The 19,833-nt window shown below is 38.8% G+C and carries 24 protein-coding genes; 13 read left to right on the top strand and 11 right to left on the bottom strand.

Going from position 1 to position 19,833, the window contains the following annotated elements:
• Nucleotides 1–48: 48 nt before the first annotated feature.
• The 3 genes from KPL72_RS06335 to KPL72_RS21480 all read left to right on the top strand — a co-directional run bounded on the left by KPL72_RS06335 (nucleotide 49) and on the right by KPL72_RS21480 (nucleotide 988).
• Nucleotides 49–306, top strand: coding sequence for a type II toxin-antitoxin system Phd/YefM family antitoxin (locus tag KPL72_RS06335; protein ID WP_219702217.1), 258 nt, complete (start codon nucleotides 49–51; stop codon nucleotides 304–306).
• Between the two features lie 213 nt (nucleotides 307–519).
• Entirely contained in the window at nucleotides 520–846 is a 327-nt protein-coding gene (locus tag KPL72_RS06330) for an MbcA/ParS/Xre antitoxin family protein (protein WP_219702216.1), read from the top strand.
• A 70-nt stretch (nucleotides 847–916) separates the two neighbouring features.
• Nucleotides 917–988 carry a hypothetical protein gene (locus KPL72_RS21480; RefSeq protein WP_430010738.1) on the top strand — a complete coding sequence of 24 codons (72 nt, stop codon included), beginning with the start codon at nucleotides 917–919 and terminating at the stop codon, nucleotides 986–988.
• Nucleotides 989–1,055: 67 nt separating this feature from the next.
• Here KPL72_RS21480 and KPL72_RS06320 read toward each other — a convergent pair whose 3' ends face one another.
• From KPL72_RS06320 to KPL72_RS06295, 6 genes are all read right to left on the bottom strand, one after another.
• Nucleotides 1,056–1,355, bottom strand: a complete 300-nt coding sequence (locus KPL72_RS06320; protein WP_219702214.1) for a hypothetical protein — start codon at nucleotides 1,353–1,355, stop codon at nucleotides 1,056–1,058.
• 80 nt (nucleotides 1,356–1,435) lie between these two features.
• Nucleotides 1,436–1,630 carry a hypothetical protein gene (locus KPL72_RS06315; protein ID WP_219702213.1) on the bottom strand — a complete coding sequence of 65 codons (195 nt, stop codon included), beginning with the start codon at nucleotides 1,628–1,630 and terminating at the stop codon, nucleotides 1,436–1,438.
• Between the two features lie 230 nt (nucleotides 1,631–1,860).
• Nucleotides 1,861–3,228: a site-specific integrase gene (locus KPL72_RS06310; protein ID WP_219702212.1), complete on the bottom strand. Its 1,368-nt coding sequence runs from the start codon at nucleotides 3,226–3,228 to the stop codon at nucleotides 1,861–1,863.
• On the bottom strand, nucleotides 3,228–3,755 hold the full coding sequence (locus KPL72_RS06305) for a hypothetical protein (RefSeq protein WP_219702211.1): 528 nt from the start codon (nucleotides 3,753–3,755) through the stop codon (nucleotides 3,228–3,230). Before KPL72_RS06305 ends, KPL72_RS06310 begins: the two co-directional genes overlap by 1 nt.
• Before the next feature lie 10 nt (nucleotides 3,756–3,765).
• The gene (locus KPL72_RS06300; protein ID WP_219702210.1) at nucleotides 3,766–5,742 is read right to left on the bottom strand and encodes a site-specific integrase; all 1,977 of its coding nucleotides are present in this window, start codon (nucleotides 5,740–5,742) and stop codon (nucleotides 3,766–3,768) included.
• 1 nt (nucleotide 5,743) lies between these two features.
• Entirely contained in the window at nucleotides 5,744–7,912 is a 2,169-nt protein-coding gene (locus KPL72_RS06295; protein ID WP_219702209.1) for a hypothetical protein, read from the bottom strand.
• A 115-nt stretch (nucleotides 7,913–8,027) separates the two neighbouring features.
• Here KPL72_RS06295 and KPL72_RS06290 point away from each other — a divergent pair, with 115 nt between their 5' ends.
• Both KPL72_RS06290 and KPL72_RS06285 read left to right on the top strand, forming a co-directional pair.
• A complete protein-coding gene (locus KPL72_RS06290) occupies nucleotides 8,028–8,909 on the top strand; it encodes a helix-hairpin-helix domain-containing protein (protein WP_346729494.1) in 882 nt (293 codons plus the stop codon).
• Nucleotides 8,910–9,146, top strand: a complete 237-nt coding sequence (locus KPL72_RS06285) for a YheU family protein (protein ID WP_212916132.1) — start codon at nucleotides 8,910–8,912, stop codon at nucleotides 9,144–9,146.
• A 24-nt stretch (nucleotides 9,147–9,170) separates the two neighbouring features.
• Here KPL72_RS06285 and cysE read toward each other — a convergent pair whose 3' ends face one another.
• The gene (gene cysE, locus KPL72_RS06280; RefSeq protein ID WP_212918923.1) at nucleotides 9,171–9,986 is read right to left on the bottom strand and encodes a serine O-acetyltransferase; all 816 of its coding nucleotides are present in this window, start codon (nucleotides 9,984–9,986) and stop codon (nucleotides 9,171–9,173) included.
• Nucleotides 9,987–10,103: 117 nt separating this feature from the next.
• Here cysE and KPL72_RS06275 point away from each other — a divergent pair, with 117 nt between their 5' ends.
• Nucleotides 10,104–10,433: a hypothetical protein gene (locus tag KPL72_RS06275; RefSeq protein ID WP_212916131.1), complete on the top strand. Its 330-nt coding sequence runs from the start codon at nucleotides 10,104–10,106 to the stop codon at nucleotides 10,431–10,433.
• A 94-nt stretch (nucleotides 10,434–10,527) separates the two neighbouring features.
• On the opposite strand, the gene mnmC is transcribed toward KPL72_RS06275, so the two are convergent.
• Both mnmC and KPL72_RS06265 read right to left on the bottom strand, forming a co-directional pair.
• Entirely contained in the window at nucleotides 10,528–12,552 is a 2,025-nt protein-coding gene (mnmC, locus tag KPL72_RS06270; protein ID WP_219702208.1) for a bifunctional tRNA (5-methylaminomethyl-2-thiouridine)(34)-methyltransferase MnmC2/FAD-dependent 5-carboxymethylaminomethyl-2-thiouridine(34) oxidoreductase MnmC1, read from the bottom strand.
• Nucleotides 12,542–13,093: a peptidylprolyl isomerase gene (locus tag KPL72_RS06265; RefSeq protein ID WP_219702207.1), complete on the bottom strand. Its 552-nt coding sequence runs from the start codon at nucleotides 13,091–13,093 to the stop codon at nucleotides 12,542–12,544. Before KPL72_RS06265 ends, mnmC begins: the two co-directional genes overlap by 11 nt.
• A 91-nt stretch (nucleotides 13,094–13,184) precedes the next feature.
• Between KPL72_RS06265 and KPL72_RS06260 the strand changes: the two genes are divergently transcribed.
• On the top strand, nucleotides 13,185–13,466 hold the full coding sequence (locus KPL72_RS06260) for an Rdx family protein (RefSeq protein WP_219702206.1): 282 nt from the start codon (nucleotides 13,185–13,187) through the stop codon (nucleotides 13,464–13,466).
• A gap of 68 nt (nucleotides 13,467–13,534) precedes the next feature.
• On the opposite strand, the gene KPL72_RS06255 is transcribed toward KPL72_RS06260, so the two are convergent.
• Together KPL72_RS06255 and KPL72_RS06250 are read right to left on the bottom strand one after the other, a co-directional pair.
• A complete protein-coding gene (locus tag KPL72_RS06255) occupies nucleotides 13,535–13,837 on the bottom strand; it encodes a YciI family protein (protein ID WP_212916127.1) in 303 nt (100 codons plus the stop codon).
• A gap of 2 nt (nucleotides 13,838–13,839) precedes the next feature.
• Nucleotides 13,840–14,376, bottom strand: a complete 537-nt coding sequence (locus KPL72_RS06250) for a septation protein A (protein ID WP_219702205.1) — start codon at nucleotides 14,374–14,376, stop codon at nucleotides 13,840–13,842.
• Nucleotides 14,377–14,459: 83 nt separating this feature from the next.
• Here KPL72_RS06250 and KPL72_RS06245 point away from each other — a divergent pair, with 83 nt between their 5' ends.
• The 6 genes from KPL72_RS06245 (at nucleotide 14,460) to KPL72_RS06220 (ending at nucleotide 19,825) form a co-directional block, all read left to right on the top strand.
• Entirely contained in the window at nucleotides 14,460–15,311 is an 852-nt protein-coding gene (locus tag KPL72_RS06245) for a PHP domain-containing protein (RefSeq protein WP_219702204.1), read from the top strand.
• A gap of 71 nt (nucleotides 15,312–15,382) precedes the next feature.
• Nucleotides 15,383–16,003, top strand: coding sequence for an L-threonylcarbamoyladenylate synthase (locus KPL72_RS06240; protein WP_072841296.1), 621 nt, complete (start codon nucleotides 15,383–15,385; stop codon nucleotides 16,001–16,003).
• A gap of 115 nt (nucleotides 16,004–16,118) precedes the next feature.
• The gene (gene rluB, locus KPL72_RS06235) at nucleotides 16,119–17,021 is read left to right on the top strand and encodes a 23S rRNA pseudouridine(2605) synthase RluB (RefSeq protein ID WP_212916124.1); all 903 of its coding nucleotides are present in this window, start codon (nucleotides 16,119–16,121) and stop codon (nucleotides 17,019–17,021) included.
• 29 nt (nucleotides 17,022–17,050) lie between these two features.
• Nucleotides 17,051–17,506, top strand: a complete 456-nt coding sequence (locus tag KPL72_RS06230; RefSeq protein WP_212916123.1) for a DUF1499 domain-containing protein — start codon at nucleotides 17,051–17,053, stop codon at nucleotides 17,504–17,506.
• Nucleotides 17,507–17,584: 78 nt separating this feature from the next.
• On the top strand, nucleotides 17,585–18,304 hold the full coding sequence (locus tag KPL72_RS06225; RefSeq protein WP_212916122.1) for a winged helix-turn-helix domain-containing protein: 720 nt from the start codon (nucleotides 17,585–17,587) through the stop codon (nucleotides 18,302–18,304).
• Between the two features lie 63 nt (nucleotides 18,305–18,367).
• Nucleotides 18,368–19,825, top strand: a complete 1,458-nt coding sequence (locus tag KPL72_RS06220; RefSeq protein WP_346729493.1) for an ATP-binding protein — start codon at nucleotides 18,368–18,370, stop codon at nucleotides 19,823–19,825.
• Nucleotides 19,826–19,833 lie beyond the last annotated feature (8 nt).

Here is a 19,833-nt window from a genome sequence, read left to right as displayed (position 1 = left end):
AGACCGTACTTTTAATAGTACTATTATAAGAAAAAAAGAGGTGAGCTTATGAGTGTTGTTACTGCTAATGATTTAAAAACCAAGGGTGTGTCTTCAATTGAGGCCGGTTTGTTAGAAGATGAAGAAGTTATTATATCTGTCCGAGGTAGAAATACATATGTCGTGATGGATTTGCATAAATACTCTAAGTTCAGAGAGTATGAGCTTGAGATTGCCTTACTAGAAGCTCGGACTGATATTGAGGCTGGACGTTATTGTGAAAGCTCTGTGAATGACCATATGCGGCAGATAAGTGATGGACTATAGGTTCATTTGTCCTGATAGCTGGTATGGACCCAGTTTCCTAGACAGTTAATCATCATTGTACTTATCAGTCATGTTAGGGAAGAGATATGAGCACTAAACGAAAAAATTATGCCGAAAAATGCATCGATATTCATGATATTGAGNGCTGGTATGGACCCAGTTTCCTAGACAGTTAATCATCATTGTACTTATCAGTCATGTTAGGGAAGAGATATGAGCACGAAACGAAAAAATTATGCCGAAAAATGCATCGATATTCATGATATTGAGAGCAGTCTCGATCTTGTTATGAATGAATCAAAAGGGAGCCCCGTTGCTGTAATGAAGGACGGTAATCCCGTATTTTACTATGTTCCCGCTGACACCTATGCCGCTATTTTAGAAGCAGTTGAAGCATCTGAAATGAGAGCGCTGAATGAAAGGGTTCATCAACTGGGTCTAGAGCTGTTTGGTGACGAAGACAAATGGAAATCATGGATTAAAACACCTGCACTGGCATTAGGTGGTAAGTCACCAGAGTCGATTNGAGCTGTTTGGTGACGAAGACAAATGGAAATCATGGATTAAAGCACCTGCACTAGCGTTAGGTGGTAAGCCACCAGAGTCGATTATGGCTACTAAAGAAGGAATAAATAGAGTAAGAGATCTTTTAGGGCAGATTAGCCACGGGGTTGTTGTTTAAATCAGCTGTGTAGCGATCAGATAGATTGCATATAATTACACGTTGGATTTTTTTGCTTGTAACGAACTCAGACCTGATTTGTATTGTTTAGGCCCTGATCCATTAAGACTGTTAGTGTTGCCGTAGTTAGATTGATAGCTGTCTGTCGTTTATTGAAATCATCAAACTCTACTGCCTTATCCTCATACCGTGCAATGACATTGCTTAAGGCTTCAATAATTATCAGGTTTTCGTCATAGTCCTCTAACAAGTCTTCTAAAAGTATAAGGGCTTTTTGGTGCTCACCAGTGCTCGATATGCCATTCAGAATAGGCAACTGGGTTACTATCGCTTTGGCCATTTGTGTTATTTCGTTTGTCATTGACATTTCATTTCCCTGTGGTTGCTAGGATAGATTCAAGCGGGGTTGACCTTTAGTTCTTAGACGATAACTGGATAAAAGCTCTATTAATCTGTATCAAATCGCCCAGTATCTTCAATGATATTTTTCCGGTCTGTCATAAAGTCAGGGTCCGCTTTTGCCTGGAACGGTTGATTCCACTTTCCGTTCGCTTCCTGTGAGATTTTATGAGATCGAACAAAAAAAGGTAGCTCTAACTCATTGAGTTGATCTATTAGGGCTTCAGCGAGTTCGTGATCCACATTGAGAAACAGCTCATCTGCGTGAGCTGTATGTNCCACGGGGTTGTTGTTTAAATCAGCTGTGTAGCGATCAGATAAACTGCAAATAATTACAAGTTGGATTTTTTTGCTTGTAACGAACTCAGACGTGATTAGTATTTTTTAGGCTCTGATTTTAATTTCATATATAAAATTATCAAAAATATTTTACTATCATTAATGCTTTATAATCACTTGTATCAAGGCTCAAACTAATTAATTTTGGGGTTAAGTGTAGATAGTTCAGATAAAGATTTTAGTAGTAAATCTAGTGCCTCATTTTTATCAATTTCCTTAGATTTTAAGGAGTTAGCAATCTTAATCATATTTTTTATTCTAACTTTTATATGAAATGAAACTTGGTTTTCTTTAATGCTTTGTTTTGAGCTAGAGTTATTAACCTCATTGGCGAGGTGGATGTATCTTGATAAAGTATCATTGGATGCATGCATAGTAATTTTTCGACATGCGTTTGCAGCAACAGTTAATATATTATGAAAACTACCAGATTCAGATAGCTTCTTGATTGATTTTGCTATATTGAGAGTAATGAATCTGTGTCGGAAGGAATGGTTAGAAACATGTCTGAGATCGTCGCAGTATTTGCTTCCATTAATAACTTTTTTGGCATAATTTTTTAAGTACGTTGCCTTGAGTGGCTGGCCATTTCTTGAGTCAATAAATATAGCATCGTGGCTAATATCAGGAAACATACTTTCTATCATTTCAATGTGCCAAAGAATAATTTGGATGTCTTCATTCGTTGTTTGCACCTCACGCTTTTTGCCTTTGTATCTACCTTTCACAATAGGTATATTTCTAATGATAGGTTGTTTATTGCTGCTAAGTAGGCTTGATGCTGCGAGCTTGATCATGGATCTCGTAATTTGATGCACTTCGGTGATTCTAGAGCCTGTTATATCAAGCAAGGTAGTGATAGCTTGCCACCTACTTATAAGGAATTCATTGACTTCAGGGTGGAAAGAGGTGCAATTAATTGCATCAAGCCACATCTCTACCTCATAGTCGCGAATGAAGTCTCCATCAGTACTAATATGAATTAAGCCTTCAAGGCAGTGATGTGTAAGGTATGGGATTACAATATTGCCTTTTTTTACTCTTTTTCTCTGATAGTGTACTTGATATTTTCCTGTGTTTAATTTCCCATATGAGGCTAGCATTGCTTCTGGTTTTATATTAGATAAATAGACTATGTACTCAAGAGCTAACCTAGTGTGCTTTATTATCGTATCGTCAAATATTCCCCTTCCTTTTAGATGATCAACATATTCGTATAAAGTAGTATCGTTTACATCATAAATACTAGTGTTTATATGCTCTAGAAAAGAACAAAATAAATTTAAATTATATGCTTTTTTAACGACCGTACCTGCAAGGGGTTTGATGTTATATAAACTTGCACCACCTCCAATATCAGTGAGAAATGAATTTGCATTCCAATCAAACTTTCCACCGTTAGAAATTATCATAGGAAGCTTACATTTCGATTTTTCAGCCATTCTGCTACTAGTTAAGATAACCCCTAGGTTTGGCTGATCAGCTATAACGACAATCGACATTATATAACTTCCCAAATACGTTGTTGTCCAAGTATTTTAACTTGATCTAAGATCAATTTTCTAATCGCATCATCTATTATTTGGTCCTCACTGTAGTTTTCGACTAGATGCATGTAAGCACGATATACTTCTGCAAGTGCTTTTTTTAGCTCTTCGTTTTCTTGTCTGAGTTTTTTTGTGATTGTATCAGTCGATCTATTTGTTAATGTTTTTTTGCTATTATTTTTATCATTAGAAAGCCTGTTGTTTGTTTTTTTAATCGAGTTTAAAAGTAAGACAAGCTGTTTTTTGTTGTGTTCAGCATGTGCAGTATTCCATGAATACGAAATAATCCCTAGATCATTGTCATTCCATTTGTGCACAGATGATTCGGATATTAAGTCCCCCTTCATATCTAGTGTTTTAAAAATATCTGTATGTGAATTAATTGAATCTAAAAGTTCACTTTTTTTTGTCATTGAAGTCGAAATAGATATTTTTTTATTTTTAACCGCTAATGATGTTTCACCAATCATGTATTTTGTCATTTTTTAATTCCTATTTTTTAGTGAAGTAGAAGAAAATCCCCTCGCCATCAATTCTTAAGAATCTAACTTCTTTCTGATATTTTTCTTTGTGCTCAGAAATTAATTTTTTGACAAGAGGTTCTATGATAATTGATATTTTTGAGGTTTTTCTAGCTTCATAAATTATTTCTTTAATATCATCATCAGCATTTATTTCCTTATTTAGTGAAGCTCCAATTTTAGCAATAGTAATCTCTGCTTCCTCAATCCATTCATCTGTTGGTGCTACTTCAGCATAGTGGAATGTCTGATCTAAGTTAGCATGCCCCATAAACCATGACAGTTCATCAAGCCCTTCTCCATCTGTAAAATTGAAATATAAAACAGCAAAGAATCTTCTGAATTGATGTGTTCTGACATACCATCTTTTACCATTAATCAATGGAGATTCAATCCAATCAAGAAAAATATCTAAACAAATATTCACGAAATCATCACTTAATGACCAATTGAGATGGCTTACGTCCTGGTTATAGGTAAAAGCTGATATTGAGCGTGTATTGAGAATACGACTAAAGAGAAATGCATCCCCATCATCATTAACAAAATTTCGCCTATTTTCAATTTCACAAACAAATGCAGCAAATTCTAACCCGTAATCGTATATTATGTCTGGTATTGGTCTATTTACGTCTTCAAGTTCCCATCTTTCTGAGGTTTTAGGTATCCTTAAAACTAGATCAAATAGCCCATCGATTGGTGATTGTTTGAAACAGTCACGCTTAAGTGTAAGAAGTGATTTTGATCTGGCTGAAGATACACTGGCAATAAGTATCCAAATAGAAGCGATATATAGCTTCACTGCTAGTTGTATACTTATCCCATTATTAAGATTGTTTATATTAATGTTAATTCCATCACGCCAAGCACGAATTTTTAGATTCTTAAGTGATTTTGGAATGGGGGTTTTTTTATAAGCTATACTTTGATATTTATTTAAATAATTATAGTGTTTTTTTACACAATGAGAATTGATTAATTCATTTTCAGTTTCACTCAATGCGGATATGTATTCCCTAAGCGCTGGCCCATAAGAGCGAGCAAAGTGAAGTGCTGATGATATTGAATGTAGTGCTATATTAACCGGAATTAGGGCTGTCTTATTCGATTCAACCATTTCTTCGAAGAGGTTATTTCCGCTTGAAAAAAGATTCTGAGATGCATGCCTGAATTTATATTTTTGGCTAGGGCGCGCGACGAATAGCATATGAAGTTTAGATATTTCGTTAGAAACGGTTTTGGCTTTTGGTTCTAAATCTTGATCTATGTCGAATTCTATTGAGCAAGCATTTGGGTATAGCTTTATATAACGATTTTCTAATTTTAAGTCTCTTTTTTCTAAATCTAAGTGTTTTGTTAACTTATCTTTCAAACTATATAGCTGTCTGGTTGTTAGTTTTTGTAATTGTTTCAATGAGTTCCAGTCTATTTTATTTTTATAATCATAGTTTTTTAGTATAAAATCTAAGGAGCTTTCAAAAACTTTTCGTTCTACCTTAAAAGCTTGTAAGTAGCTTTTAAGGTGGTTGAAGCTAATTTCAGCTAAACTTCTTATAGGTTTATTTTTATTTAATTCTTGTAATTCATTTGCATGTTTTATTAGGTGGCATGCAGTTGATAGTATATCTGCGGCCCTTTCTGGCCTTGATATTTTTCCTTTAGTATTTAAGTAAAGTAGGCTGTTTCTTAAATCATCAAGTAAAGGTCGATTTATTTTGTCTGTTAATAACTCATTTGAAGAGGTTTCTTTAGAAAATGATAGTTTTCTAGAGTTGTTTTTTTTAAAATTTTCAATGTCATAACCAGTTTTTGAAAGCTCCCAAGTAGTGTCGAATACACTTTCATTAATCATCCAAGTAGGCTTTGGATAGCAATCTACTTCATCTATATTTCCGGAATCATCTGGATCATATAGCTCTTTATATGGGTTTAGCCCTGTATTCTCCATCTTACTTGCCCTCTTTAATATTAAGGTTTTTCTGTGCTTGCCTAAGGAGTTGTTTCATAATGATTGGTCCTTCTGAGATTTTAGATATTGCAGCTAGACAATCATCTTTAAGGTTTTGGTCATCACCTTCTTTTGCATACTTCAATGCCAGCATTATATTTTTAAGGGATACACAAAAATATTTAAGCTCAATGGTTTCACAATCAGACTTTTGTGTTCTTAGGCTGTTATACAGAACTCCTCCCATACTGGGTGTTTCAAAAGCTTTTTTTACATGGTTTGAAAAATTCTTGATAGTTAGACTAAGTGAATCTGATGGTGATTCATCATGAGCTACAGCCATGAACAAGAGGATATGTTGGAAAGATCTGATTTTTACTCTATAGACTAGTTCGGTGATGTAGTCTGGGACATACCTTGCGAGAGTTGTTTTGACGGTGTTTCCAAAGTACTGAGCGGTCTTTAGAGAGTCTCCATTGGAGTTTAAATAGATGAGAACCCCTTTAGAAAAGCGAATTTTTTTTAGTGTAGCTGAATTCAATAGTTCACATTTTAGTGCTACCTTTGCTCTTATTTTATTAAATTCATTCTGAAAAGTTTCAGGTAATGGATGTTCAACTCCTTCCTTTAATGAGCATAACCAAAGTTCTTGTTTTGAAGTAAACTTTCTTGCTCGATCAGTCATTTCAAGAGCCATTTTTAGGCAAGTTGCAGCATCTATATCGTCTTCTAAAATATCTATTGGATCTATCAAAGAGCCATGGGCACTTCTTATTTTGGACTGTCTAGCTCTAGGTTTTAAAGCCCTTAGTCTTACAGAGCCTTCATCCGTTACTTGTACTAGCTCGTTCCCACTAACATCCGTATTTACTTTCACCTTGTAGAGCGAATATGGATTTATTCCTAGTTCTTCAACAATAATGATTTGCATAGCAGATGCTAACCTACTTGTTAAGCCAAGAGATTGTTTAACTTCATTAGCGCACGCAAGATCATTTATATTATGGTTTACTGTACCATTTATGAAGCATTCATAAAAATGATCGAAGTAAGCAACAAGATTACTTATTCTTGTTTCTTTTGATTTTGGGTCTCTATTTCTTTGGAAAGGATTGGTCTCAAATTTTATTTGTCTTTTTCCTATATGATTTCTAGTTTTCAAGACTTTAAGCTCAGGGTGCTTAAGAAATTCTTTTTTTTCACTAATTGATATTAAGCGTTTTTGATCTTTATAATTACGATACCCTTCAAAGACTATTTTCCTTGCTTCTTTGAGTAATAATTTTAAGTTGTATTCAATTTCAGCTGATAAATCCTTTATGAAATAAGTTGAGTTCTTGAATAACTCTTTCTCTCGTTCATCATAAATATTAGTTGCACATAAGATTGGATTGTCTAATCTTACTTTCTCTGTTTTTGTACATCTTCTTAGGTTGTCAGGAAGGTCTGTTTCTTTTGGTATAAGGTCATGGTCACGTAAGACAATGATAGAGTTTTTTACGTGCTGGAATTGTCCATAAGCAGTCTGTCTAGAGAGATTTTTCAGAAGGTTATTTCGGAACTTGCGTAATGATTCTTCTATTACTATTGGATTTTCATACCATCTAGGATGCTCAGCTGAAATAAAATTTAAAAAAATATTTAGGGGGCTTCTATGTAGTTTTACATATTTGAATTGATATACATGCTCTTTTAGTCTTTGTGCTATCTCTGTTGAGCAAGTTCTTGATAGCGTATCGTAGAAAATTTCATCAGAACTAAGTGTCTTTTTTTTAACCTTACTTAAGAATTCGATTGGTAATACCTGATTCTTATACGTTTCATATGTCGAAGTTGTATTGGGCTTATCAGGGAGAGGGTATATGCTAGCAATGGCGCCTTTTTCTATTAGTACTTTGGTTACGTTATAGAGAAGGTTTAATTTTTTTAAGGCCGTTAATCTTACGAAATTCTGGCAAAGGTGAGTTCGAATATGTTTGAAATCTCTCATAAGTCCTGAACTGTCATTTTTTCTTATATGCTCGCTGAGAGCTTCAATGTATGAATCTAGTAGATTTATGACTTCACGCTTGTTTACTAGATTTAAGCTATCAGCATATTCCTCTATAATTCTGAATGATTCATGTGACAGATGATCTGATAGTTGCTCAAGTTTACGATTAGTAGACAATTTAGTTACCTTTTTGAAACTTTCAATAAGTAAATTGTAGGTTAAAAATTAAAAATAACTTAAAAAATTCAAATATTTATGTAAAATGAAAGGTGACATAAAGTGACACTTTGATGTGATCCCTAAAGTTGTTCAAGTTGTTCTTGATAAGCGTCCTAATGATGCGACAGAGGTTATTTTTCCACAAGCTTGTCCTGTTTGTGGCTCAGACTTGGAACAAGTCGAGGGTGAAGCCGTGATTCGCTGTACTGGCGGTTTGGTTTGCGGTGCGCAGCTAAAAGAATCCCTAAAGCATTTTGTTTCGCGCAAAGCCATGGACATTGACGGTCTCGGTGACAAATTGATTGAGCAATTGGTCGATCAAGAGTTGGTGAAAACCCCTGTTGATATTTTTACCTTGAGCGAGAAAAAAGACACCTTATTGTCTATGGAGCGCATGGGGCAAAAGTCAGTTGAGAAGCTTCTTGCTTCAATCGAGACGGCAAAGAATACGCAATTTAACCGCTTTATCTATTCATTGGGTATTCGTGAAGTGGGTGAAGCCACAGCCCGTGCTTTAACCAGTTATTTTACAGAGCTGGATGATTTAATGGCGGCGAATCAAGAAGCCTTGCTAGAAGTGGAAGATGTCGGCCCCATTGTAGCTCAACACGTGCGTTTGTTTTTTGATCAGGAATTAAATCGAGAAACCATTAAAGGTTTGCTGGCCGCTGGGGTTGTTTGGGAGAAAAAGCAGCAAGTTTCTACTGATGAATTACCTCTATCGGGTAAAACCTATGTGGTAACTGGTTCATTAAGCCAATTTAGTCGCGACCAAGTAAAAGACAAGCTACAAGCATTAGGTGCTAAGGTGAGTGGTTCAATCTCAGCGAAAACAGATTGCTTAGTTGCTGGTGAAAAAGCCGGTTCGAAACTCACCAAAGCGCAGTCTCTTAATGTGCCAGTTATTGATGAAGCTGGCGTGATTGCTTTGCTTAATCAACATGGAGCGATTTAATTGGATACTTTAATACCTTATGATTCATTAGCACCAGATACGCTAGAAACCATTTTGGATGATATTGTGTCTCGTGATGGCACGGATTATGGTGACTATGATTTGTCGGCAGTGCAAAAGCGCGAGCAGGCGCTAAGATCGTTGCGAAATGGGGAAGCTGTGCTGTTATTTGATACAGAAAGCGAAACCATCAAAATGATTCCGAAAGGTGACTTAAGTAATTACGACCTCATTTGAATTTGAGATCGTAATTTGTTTTCGTTATTCCACGCAATCTCGAACACAATGGTTAATATTGTGATCCATCACTCGGGATGGTTCTTCGCCCGTATTGCGCCCGACGATTTTGGCTGGAACACCTGCAACGGTTGTGTGGTGTTCAACAGGTTCTAGAACCACGCTACCCGCACCAATTTTTGCGCCTTCGCCGATCTCAATGTTGCCAAGGATCTTGGCACCAGCGCCAATCAATACACCGGAACGTATTTTAGGGTGACGATCTCCGTGCTCTTTACCTGTGCCACCTAGAGTGACCGATTGTAAAATAGAGACGTTGTCCTCAATAACACAAGTTTCACCAACCACAAGCCCTGTGGCGTGGTCTAGCATGACGCCACAGCCTATTGTCGCTGCTGGATGGATGTCGACGCTAAAGACCATCGACATTTGTCCTTGCAGATACAAAGCTAAACTCTTACGGTTGTTTTTCCAAAGCCAATTTGCCACACGATACGTTTGTAATGCGTGGAAGCCTTTAAAAAACAATAGTGGTGTAGTAAATGTATCGCAAGCGGCATCCCTTTCTTTTATCGCTAAAATATCTTGCTCGATGCATCTGACAATGCCAGAGTGAGTATCTGCCATGGCTTCTTCGAATACTTCTCGTAATACCATAGCGGGAATTGATATGCTGTCTAGCTTGCTGGCAAGTAAAAAGCTTAAAGCAGAACACAATGATTCATGACGTAAAATAGTGGTGTTGAAATAACTGGCTAAAATAGGTTCGTCTTGTGCAAGCTTTTTTGCTTCCGCTTGTAAAGATGGCCATAGATTGTCAGAAGTCACGGCATGATGCATTGTTATACTCAAGGGGTATTCACCTATATCGATTCACGTTTAGAATGTAGGTTATAAGGTTAGGGTTAAACAATACAAGGGGCAATGTGAAGATTGCTCAATAAAGATGGAGATAACATGTCTAAAAAAAATGTTGCTGATGCATTGCATATCTTTTATGAATTAAATTCCGCATTTTCCGATGCTTATTGGGAAACTAATGATATTAATCAGAAAGATCGCTTTTTTGCGATGAAAGGCATATTGCAAGATGAACTCGACGAATTGCATAAGCTTAGCCTACAGGATCACGTCTATCCTTATGAGCCTATTAATCCAAGTCTATTGCAACTAAGCGATAAGCTACGCGCTTTGTTGCCAGAACTTAATCGCTATGTGTTCCGTCCTCAAACCTCAAATCGATTTGTCGAACTTATTCCGAGTGCTTGTGAGCTGTTTGAGTCATAAGGGAATAATGGCGAAAGTATCACTGCATTGAGCTTTTCATAAGTGACTCAATGCAGTGAGTTTAAGAGCAATAGGTTTACGTTCTTGTGTCGCCTTAAACGTTTTGGCTACGCTTTAGGTCGCGAATGATAAAGCGGCTTGGGTGTAGTTTATGGCTTACTTGTTGTTCCAAAGGCGAAGGCGTTCCAGTGATTAAGCTGGCAATATAGCTCCCGCTTAATGGTGTTGATATTAATCCTCTCGAACCGTGTCCTATATTAATGTAGAGCTGTTTTATGGGCTCTGCAATCTCATTACTTTGCCACTTGGCGTTCTTAGTAAGAGTTGAGTAGGCTTGTTGATAAATATCCTCGGATTGAATCGGTCCAACAATCGGTGTGTAATCTGGAACAGCGCACCTAAACGACACTCGTCCACCACAGTCTTCACTATTAAATGTTTCTTTTGGCAATAAAAGCAGGCTTTCTAAAATGGCTAAATTGCGTTTATGCCCTTCTTCTCTTACTTGATCATCTTGGTCTTTTAGATCGTATGTCGAGCCAAAGTGCAGTAAGCCGTTTATTGAAGGAGAAACATAGCCAAACTCACAGAGAACCTTATCGAAGTCTATTTTATCGGCAGACTCACCGATGGCTTGGCAAGCAGCTTTGGCTTTTTCAATATCAATGAACGAGACTTGCCCACGAATCGGGTAGTCTGGTGTATTAGGTGTTACTCCTAAAGCTTTTGTATCATTTGCCGTGCATAACACAACATGCGAAAAGTGTGTTTGTTGATCGTTTAATAGTGCATATTGACGATTGGAGCATGCTTGCCAGCCGACGGTTTGGCCATCTACTTCAACAGCTGAGAGGCTCTCAAGCTTGGTGTTTAAACAAACATGAATGTTTTCGTGAGATAAAAGTGTCTCGCAAAGTTGTGTCAATACAACCCATCCAGAAAGCGGCAAGAGCAAACTTCCTTCTCTGTCTTTAGATGCTTGCAGAACAGCTTCTGGATAGAGCTTTTCATTGAGCAGCTTTTGAAAGCGTCCAGCTTCTTTATCGTGTTTCGGGATTTGTATTAATCCACAGGCATCCCAGAATCGTTTGTGTTTATCTAGGCTGGAATATAAGCGAGTTGCGTGTAAATAAGCAGATAAATAAAAACGATTCACTGGTGTATCTTGCGAGGCTAGCTTAGGGTAAAGCATGCCTTGCGGATTGCCTGACGCACCGCCAGCAATGCAATTACCTTGTTCCCATACTTCTACATTTATGCCTTGTTTAGCTAGGGCATAAGCGGTATTAGCGCCTGCTAATCCTGCACCGACGACCAAAACCTTAGTGACTTCTTGTGTTTTATCTTGACGAAGATTGAACCACGATTGACCTTGGGACATGCGCTCAGGCAGTGACGCTGTGGGGCTATTCAGTTCGCCAACCGTCATTTCTCTTTTTTGACCAAAACCTTTTACTTTACGAACATCAAAACCAACGTTTTTTAAGCCTCTGCGCACAATGCCAGCAGCGGTGAAGGTAGAAAAGGTCGTACCTTGATGGCTAAGGCGATGAATATGTTTAAAAAGATTATCTGACCACATTTCTGGGTTTTTGCTGGGAGCAAAACCATCTAAAAACCAAGCATCTACGTCGGCGTCTAACGCAGCGAAGCCGTCTTCTGCTTCACCAAACCAAAGTGTTAACTGGATTCGACCTTGTTCTAGCTCAACACGGTGGAAGCCATGGCAAACTTCTGGGTAAGCGTCGATTAGTTGCTGACTGAAATGGCTTATAGAAGGCCACATTTTTAAGGCATCGGTCAACATGCTCTTGGTCATAGGGTATTTTTCGACCGAGATGAAGTGCAATTGTTTATCGCTGGTGGCTTCGTTTAAAAAGGCCTGCCAAGCGCATAAAAAATTTAATCCCGTACCAAAGCCGGTTTCGGCAATCACGAAGGCATTTTTTTGTAACGATCCCCAGCGTTCGCTTAGCTGGTTGTTTTTTAAAAAAACGTGACGTGTTTCTTCCAGCCCTGACTCTTTGTCAAAATAGACATCGTCAAACAGGTTGGAGTGAGGAGCGCCATCCTCACCCCAACTTAGCGTAGGAGATTCTAATTGATAACTAGTTAACACGCGTGATGCTCTCGATTATAACGGGTTCGGTTGGGACGTTTTGGTAAGGACCAACCGTTGACGTTGGTACAGCAGAAATAGCGTCAACTATGTTCATACCTGAAATAACCTTGCCAAATACGGTATAACCAGCAACTCCACGGACACCATCGTTCAAAAATGTATTATCAACTTGGTTAATAAAGAATTGTGATGTTGCGCTGTTTGGATCTTGAGTCCGTGCCATTGCTAGTGTGCCACGATTATTGGCTAATCCATTATTGCCCTCGTAGGCAACCGCTTGATGTGTTGTCTTACGTTCTAGATCTTTAGTAAAACCACCACCTTGTACCATAAAGCCGCGAATGACCCGGTGAAAAATAGTGCCGTTATAGAAACCTTCGTCGGCATAACGTAGAAAGTTGGCAACAGATTTTGGCGCGGCGTCATCATTTAGGTCGACGCGGATCGTGCCTTGGTTGGTTAAAATATCGACTTCTGTTGCGTTGACTTGTGAACAAAGAGCGAGCAGAGCCAAGCTAGTGATAAGAGATTTACGCATAGTGCTACTTCCTTATTGAATGTATGGGCAATAGTATTAGTTGTGTAGTGGCGTTCCAAGACGTCTTGTTAATTTATCGGAGAGAAAGCAAATGCGAACTGCTGCCGTAGAAATTGAATATTGTACCTTATGTCGCTGGATGTTGCGTGCGGCTTGGTTGTCTCAAGAGCTGTTAACGACATTTGATGATGATATAAAAAGTGTCACCTTGATACCAACTCAGGGTGGGATTTTTAAGGTGAGAGTGAACGGTCAGGAAATTTGGTGCCGGAAAAAAGAAGACGGATTTCCTGAGGCAAAAGTACTAAAACAGCGAATGAGAGATGTGATCGACCCTGAGAGAGATCTTGGGCATTCGGATGTTAAAAAATAACAAAATCAATTCCACAAAAAATGCCGCTTCGTATTGATAGCGGCATTTTATTAAGTCTTTTGGTTCAATTAGTTCGGAAAAACTTGCTTAAAAGGTTTAACCGTTACATTTTCATAAACGCCAGCATCCACATAAGGATCTGCATCAGCCCATGCTTTTGCTGCCTCAAGGCTAGTAAATTCTGCAATAACAACACTGCCGCTAAAACCGGCATCGCCGGGGTTATCAGAATCAATAGCTGGGTTTGGGCCAGCCAACACTAAACGGCCTTCGTTCTGCAGAGCTTCTAGGCGAGCTAAGTGAGCAGGGCGTGCTTGTTGACGAGCGCTAAGGCTGTTTGTCACATCTTCACCGATAATAGAGTAAAGCATCGTTATTCCTTATTTTGTAAGTGCGATGATAAGTAAATGCCTTGTAATATAATAAATACAATGGTCATTCCTAATAAACCGAACAGTTTGAAATCTACCCAAATTTCTTCGCTATATGAAAACGCAACATATAAGTTAGTGGCACCGGAGACAATAAAAAAGCCAACCCACGCAAGGTTTAAAGTACGCCATACTTTGAACGGCAACTCTAATTTATCACCCATCATGCGTTGAATGATATTTTTATCACCGATGAATTGGCTGCCTAAAAAAGCAATGGCAAACAAACCGTTTACGATCGTTGGTTTCCATTTTATGAAATCTCCATCTCCAAGAAGAACGGTTGCGCCACCTAATAACACCACTAATGCCAGAGAAACTAAGTGCATTTTTTCTACGGTGCGGTTTTTGAACCAAGTAAAGCCCACTTGAAGTATTGTGGCTGGGATTAAAATGGCGGTTGCGAGAATAATATTTCCTGTCATTTTATAAACAACAAAAAAGATAACAATAGGAAGAAAGTCGAACAGTATTTTCATATAAAAACCCAGTGAATGTATACTAAAATGCATGTATGCTGGACTTATGATAACCACCATTCCTTTTAAAGAACAGCCAATCTATGCATGAAGCAGCAAGTTATCGAAAAGTCGATTTACATACACACTCTACACGTTCTGATGGCCGTTTTTCACCAACAGAGCTTGTTGATCTTGCAGTAGAACAGGGTGTTTCTTTGTTTGCACTTACTGATCATGACACGCTGGATGGTATTGTAGAGGCAAGTCAGCGAGCTGCAGAGCACGAGCTGAGTTTTATTCATGGTGTTGAGTTGTCGACGCAGTGGAATGGTATTCCTTTACATATGGTGGCTTTGAATTTCTCGCTAGACAACGCAGCTTTGTTGTCTATTGTGAGTGAGAATCAGGCTATCCGTCTTGATCGAGCTCGGCTTATTGCTAACTTGTTGGTGAAGCAAGGATTACCTGACTTATTTGATGAAGCCGTTGCCTTGGCTGGCGAGAGTCAACTTGGTCGACCGCATTTTGCGACTTTACTGGTTGAGAAAGGTTTTGTAAAAGACACTAATAAAGCCTTTGATCGCTATCTAGGCAATAAAAAATTAGGTCAGTTACGTGATGTTTGGCCGGAACTTGAGGATGTTTTGACTGCGCTTTCTGGTCAGGATGTTGAACTGGTTTTAGCTCACCCTAAACGCTATCCTTTAACAGTAACTAAGTTGAAACGTTTATTGGGTGATTTCAAAAAATGGGGCGGAACTGGCATTGAAATAGTGTCAGGTAATGAGCGCCCAGATAGTGTTCGTTTGCTTGAACGCTTATCCAGAGAGTTTGATTTAAAAGCGTCCGTAGGAAGTGATTATCATGGGCCATTTGGTCCGTGGATGCAGGTTGGTAAATTTACACAAATACATGAAAGTGAAGTGGATTTAGTGTGGCAGGCTTGGAAATAGCGCCGCTTATTTCTAAGCTATTTTGAATTAGTTAGCGTTATTGTTGTTATATTTTTTTAGTGGAGAACAGGTTGAGTCAATTTTTTCAGATACACCCAGAAAACCCGCAAGCACGTTTGGTGAAACAAGCGGCAGAAGTGATTCGTAATGGTGGTGTTATTGCGTATCCAACAGACTGTGGGTATTCGCTCGGCTGTCATTTGGGTGATAAAGATGCATTGGATCGAATTCGAGCCATTCGTCGTTTGGATGATAAGCATAACTTTACTTTGGTGTGTCGAGATTTGTCTGAAATATCAACCTATGCGCGATTTGATAATCGCTTATATCGTTTGTTGAAAAATAATACGCCAGGTCCTTATACTTTTATTTTTAATGCAACATCGGAAGTGCCTAGACGATTATTGCACCCTAAAAGAAAGACCATTGGTATTCGTGTTCCGAATAACAATATAGTTTCAGCTTTGTTGGAAGAGTTGGGCGAACCTATTATGAGTGTTTCTCTCATCTTGCCAGGAGAGACGGATCCAATGACAGACCCATATGATATTCGCGATACGCTAGAACATGCGCTAGATTTAGTTATTGATGGCGGCTTTTGTGGTTTACAGCCGACAACGGTGGTTAAAATGGATGCAGATAGTATTGAAGTTGTGCGTGTTGGTGCTGGTGATCCTGCTCCCTTTCTGTAAAATCTTTAATATTCAGCTGTCAAGGCCCATGGTGTCTGGCTTATAATGAAAAAAATGATTAATTAATATTACTAAAACTGGGTTGCTGAGAAGCATTCCCTCTAAGAGGTTCGTAATGGACGAGAAGTTACAAAAAGTATTAGCAAGAGCGGGTCAGGGTTCACGTCGTGAAATGGAAACTCGTATCCGTGAAGGTCGTGTGTTAGTTAATGGCGAAGTTGCTACATTAGGTGACCGCGTTAGCGTAAAAGACACGATCACAATAGATGGTTATTCTATTATTGCTACTGAGGCTGGTGAAAACCGCCGCGTTATTATTTATAACAAACCAGAAGGCGAAGTGTGTACTCGTAAAGACCCTGAGGGTCGACCTACTGTGTTTGATAAACTGCCAAAACTGCGCGGAGAGCGTTGGATTGCTGTTGGCCGTTTAGACATCAATACTTCAGGTTTGCTGCTTTTCACCACAGATGGTGAATTGGCCAATCGATTAATGCATCCATCAACAGAGATTGATCGTGAGTACCTTGTCCGCGTAATGGGAGAAGTGACTGAAGAAAATATAGCGGCCTTGAAAAAAGGCGTGATGATGGATGATGGTTTAGCTAAATTTACCGACATTGTTGATGGTGGTGGTGAAGGTATTAACCGTTGGTTCTACGTGTGCTTGATGGAAGGTCGTAACCGTGAGGTTCGTCGTCTTTGGGAATCTCAAGGCGTAAAAGTTAACCGTTTGAAACGTGTTCGCTTTGGTCCTGTCTTCTTGCCTTCAAAAGCAAAAGTTGGCCGTTGGGTAGAAATGGAAGAGACAGATGTTAATTCTTTGTGTGCCATGGTTGATCTTAAACTATCAGAATTGACGCCAAAAACACAGCAAGAGAAATTGGAGTTAAAACGCCATAAAAACAAAGCGACAGCAGGTGGCGCTCGTCGTGCGCCACCTAAAGGCTTTGATTGGCAGAGCAATGACAAACCTGAGTTTAAGCCTAAAAAGCCAGGTAAAAGATCGTTTCGTTAAGATGAAAATGGCTTAGGAGTCGTAGAAGCATGGTTCGCTGGATAATTGCATTAATTGTTGTCTTGTTCGTAGGTTTTTTTATATACGTCAATATGAGTAATAAGCTACCTGAAGGACTTGGTGTAACGGACGGTGAATTGATGCCTTGTCCTTCAACACCGAACTGTGTCTCTACACAAGCATCACCAGAAGATTTGGATCATTACGCTGAGCCAGTAGTCTATACTGGTGATCGCATGAAAACTCAATTGTCTATCGAATCGTTTATGCTAAATAAAGGTAATACTCATCTTGTCAGTAGCACATTGGGTTATGTTCACTTTGAAGTGAAAAGCCCCTTAGTTGGCTATATTGACGATGTGGAGTTTTATCTACCCGCTGCCGACAGTGTCGTGCATATCCGTTCTGCTTCTCGTGTTGGTTACTCCGATTTTGGTGTTAACCGAGAGAGAGTTAGACAAATTCAAAGTCTTCTAGTAGATTGATTTTAAAAGAATTGATTTTGTATCTATTCTTTTAAGTCATTAAAACTAAAAACGATAAAAACTGGACGAGGATTGCCCATGAGTATAGATGACAACAGAACCATTTTGATTGTTGAAGACGATGAGCGTTTGGCGTTACTCACTCAAGAGTATTTGCAGAAAAATGGCTTTACTGTTGGGATCGAACCTGATGGGCGCAAAGCTATTTCTCGTATTATTGAGGAACAGCCAGCTTTGGTTATCCTTGATCTTATGTTGCCTGGAGCTGATGGTTTTACGGTATGCAGAAGTGTTCGTAACGACTATAAAGGTCCTATTCTGATGCTTACGGCTCGTAGCGACGATGTTGATCAAATTTTAGGTTTAGAAATCGGTGCGGATGATTATGTATCTAAACCAGCTAAACCGAGAGTATTATTAGCTCGAGTCCAATCTTTGTTACGTCGTAGTACACAAGATGTGGATTTGACTCTTGATCTTTCTAAAGAAGAGCAAAACTTGGTCTTTGGTCCTTTAACGATTGATAATTCCCGTCGTGAAGCTTGGTTGCTTGAAGAAGAAGTTGAGTTGACCAGTGCTGAATTTGATCTGTTGTGGTTATTATCTAGTAATGCTGGTCGCATATTAAGCCGAGAAGAGATTTTTGGTGAGTTACGTGGCATTGAATATGATGGTCAAGATCGCTCGGTTGACGTCAGAATTTCTCGTATTCGATCAAAAATTGGCGATGACCCAATTCACCCTCGCCGTATAAAGACTATTCGTAGTAAAGGTTACTTGTTTGTAAAAGAAGTATAAAAAGCAATGCGAGCTGAAATGTGGCGGTTATATCGACATCTTATTTTTGGAGGTGTCGTTATAGTGGCGTGTTGTTACTTCGTCATGGAGTTCACCCAAATTCGGTTTGGTGCATCAAGAGCTGAACAATTGCTTTGTGTCGATGCCGAGATCAGCTCCGCTTTACTTCTTTCTGGTGTTTATAAAGAACTCCCTGACTCCCAATTTAGATGGACCTTTCAATCTGCTAATCCGTTTTCTATTGCTTCTATTCCAGCTCTTATTGCAGAAAAAAAATGGCTTAAATTACCAAATAATAGCTATCAAATAGCATTTGGAAATACGAATGAGCCTGTTCTACTTGGGCATGCAGATCATAATCGCCCTGTTTTTAAAATAGAGTCATTACTTACACAGTTTTTGTTATCAAATGATATTTCCTATTCAGACAAAGTGACTTTACTTGAGAACATGTCTTGTCTTTCTATGAAGGAAATTGATTCTAAGGTTTCTAATCCTTTAACCGCCGTAGCATTAGTAAATGGTGCTTATAGTGAATATGGTTTTGTATGGAAGGATAAAGAGGCTAATGCCCCTGTGTATCTCTCTGTTGCCCATGATGATAATGTCTCCTTAACTTTAATTGTGGTTATTGTTGTTGGTGCCGGCATTGCGATTATGCTGATGCTGATCTGGCGTGAACTGATCTCACTGGACTTCAAGCGCAAAACATTTGAAAGCATTACTCGCCAAATTGCCCGTGGTCGTAGTGGTTTGCCGAAAGGTATTCCTGATAGCAGTGGCACGTTAAAAGAATTAGCCTATTCATTTGATTCCATGTCTTCTCATATTCAGCGTTTGCTAAAAGTGCAGCGTGAAATGATAAATGCCATTTCTCATGAATTAAGAACGCCTATTGCTCGTTTACGATTCGGTCTGGAAGTGATGAAGGACGAAGTAGACGATGATGTTGCTAAAACAATTGAGGCGCTCGAAGGCGATGTTGAAGAGCTGAACACGCTTGTTGATGAGGTGTTGACTTATGGCAAGCTGGAGGCTGGGTCATTGGCTCTTAATTTCAAAGAGCTTTCTATCTCCCAACTGGTTGGCGATATTCTACAGCATAATCATTTGTTACTTCAGCATCTCGATGTCGAGGTGAATATTGATAAAACAGATTTGGTTCTAGCGGATGAGCATCATTTGAGTCGCGCGTTACAAAACCTTATTTTAAATGCCTCAAAATACGCTGCAGGTAAAATTGTTATCACTTTCTCTCATGATGAGGAGCGTTGGCAGTTAGACATAGAAGATGATGGTCCAGGTATTGCATTTGAAGATAGAGATAAGGTTTTTATTCCGTTCCAACGATTAGACAATAGTCGCACACGAGCTTCTGGAGGATATGGATTAGGCTTGGCGATTGTTCAACGTATTGCTTTTTGGCATGGTGGTGCAGTGTTGATTGACGCTAGTGAATCAGGCGGAGCTAAGTTCAGTTTGATTTGGTCGCGTAATCAGCATCAGAACACTTTGTCCTGATACTGATT

The organism is Marinomonas lutimaris (genome assembly GCF_019426345.1).
Lineage (GTDB): Bacteria > Pseudomonadota > Gammaproteobacteria > Pseudomonadales > Marinomonadaceae > Marinomonas > Marinomonas lutimaris.
Note: the sequence above shows the minus strand (reverse complement) of the source record. Positions and strands in the feature narration are given on the sequence as shown.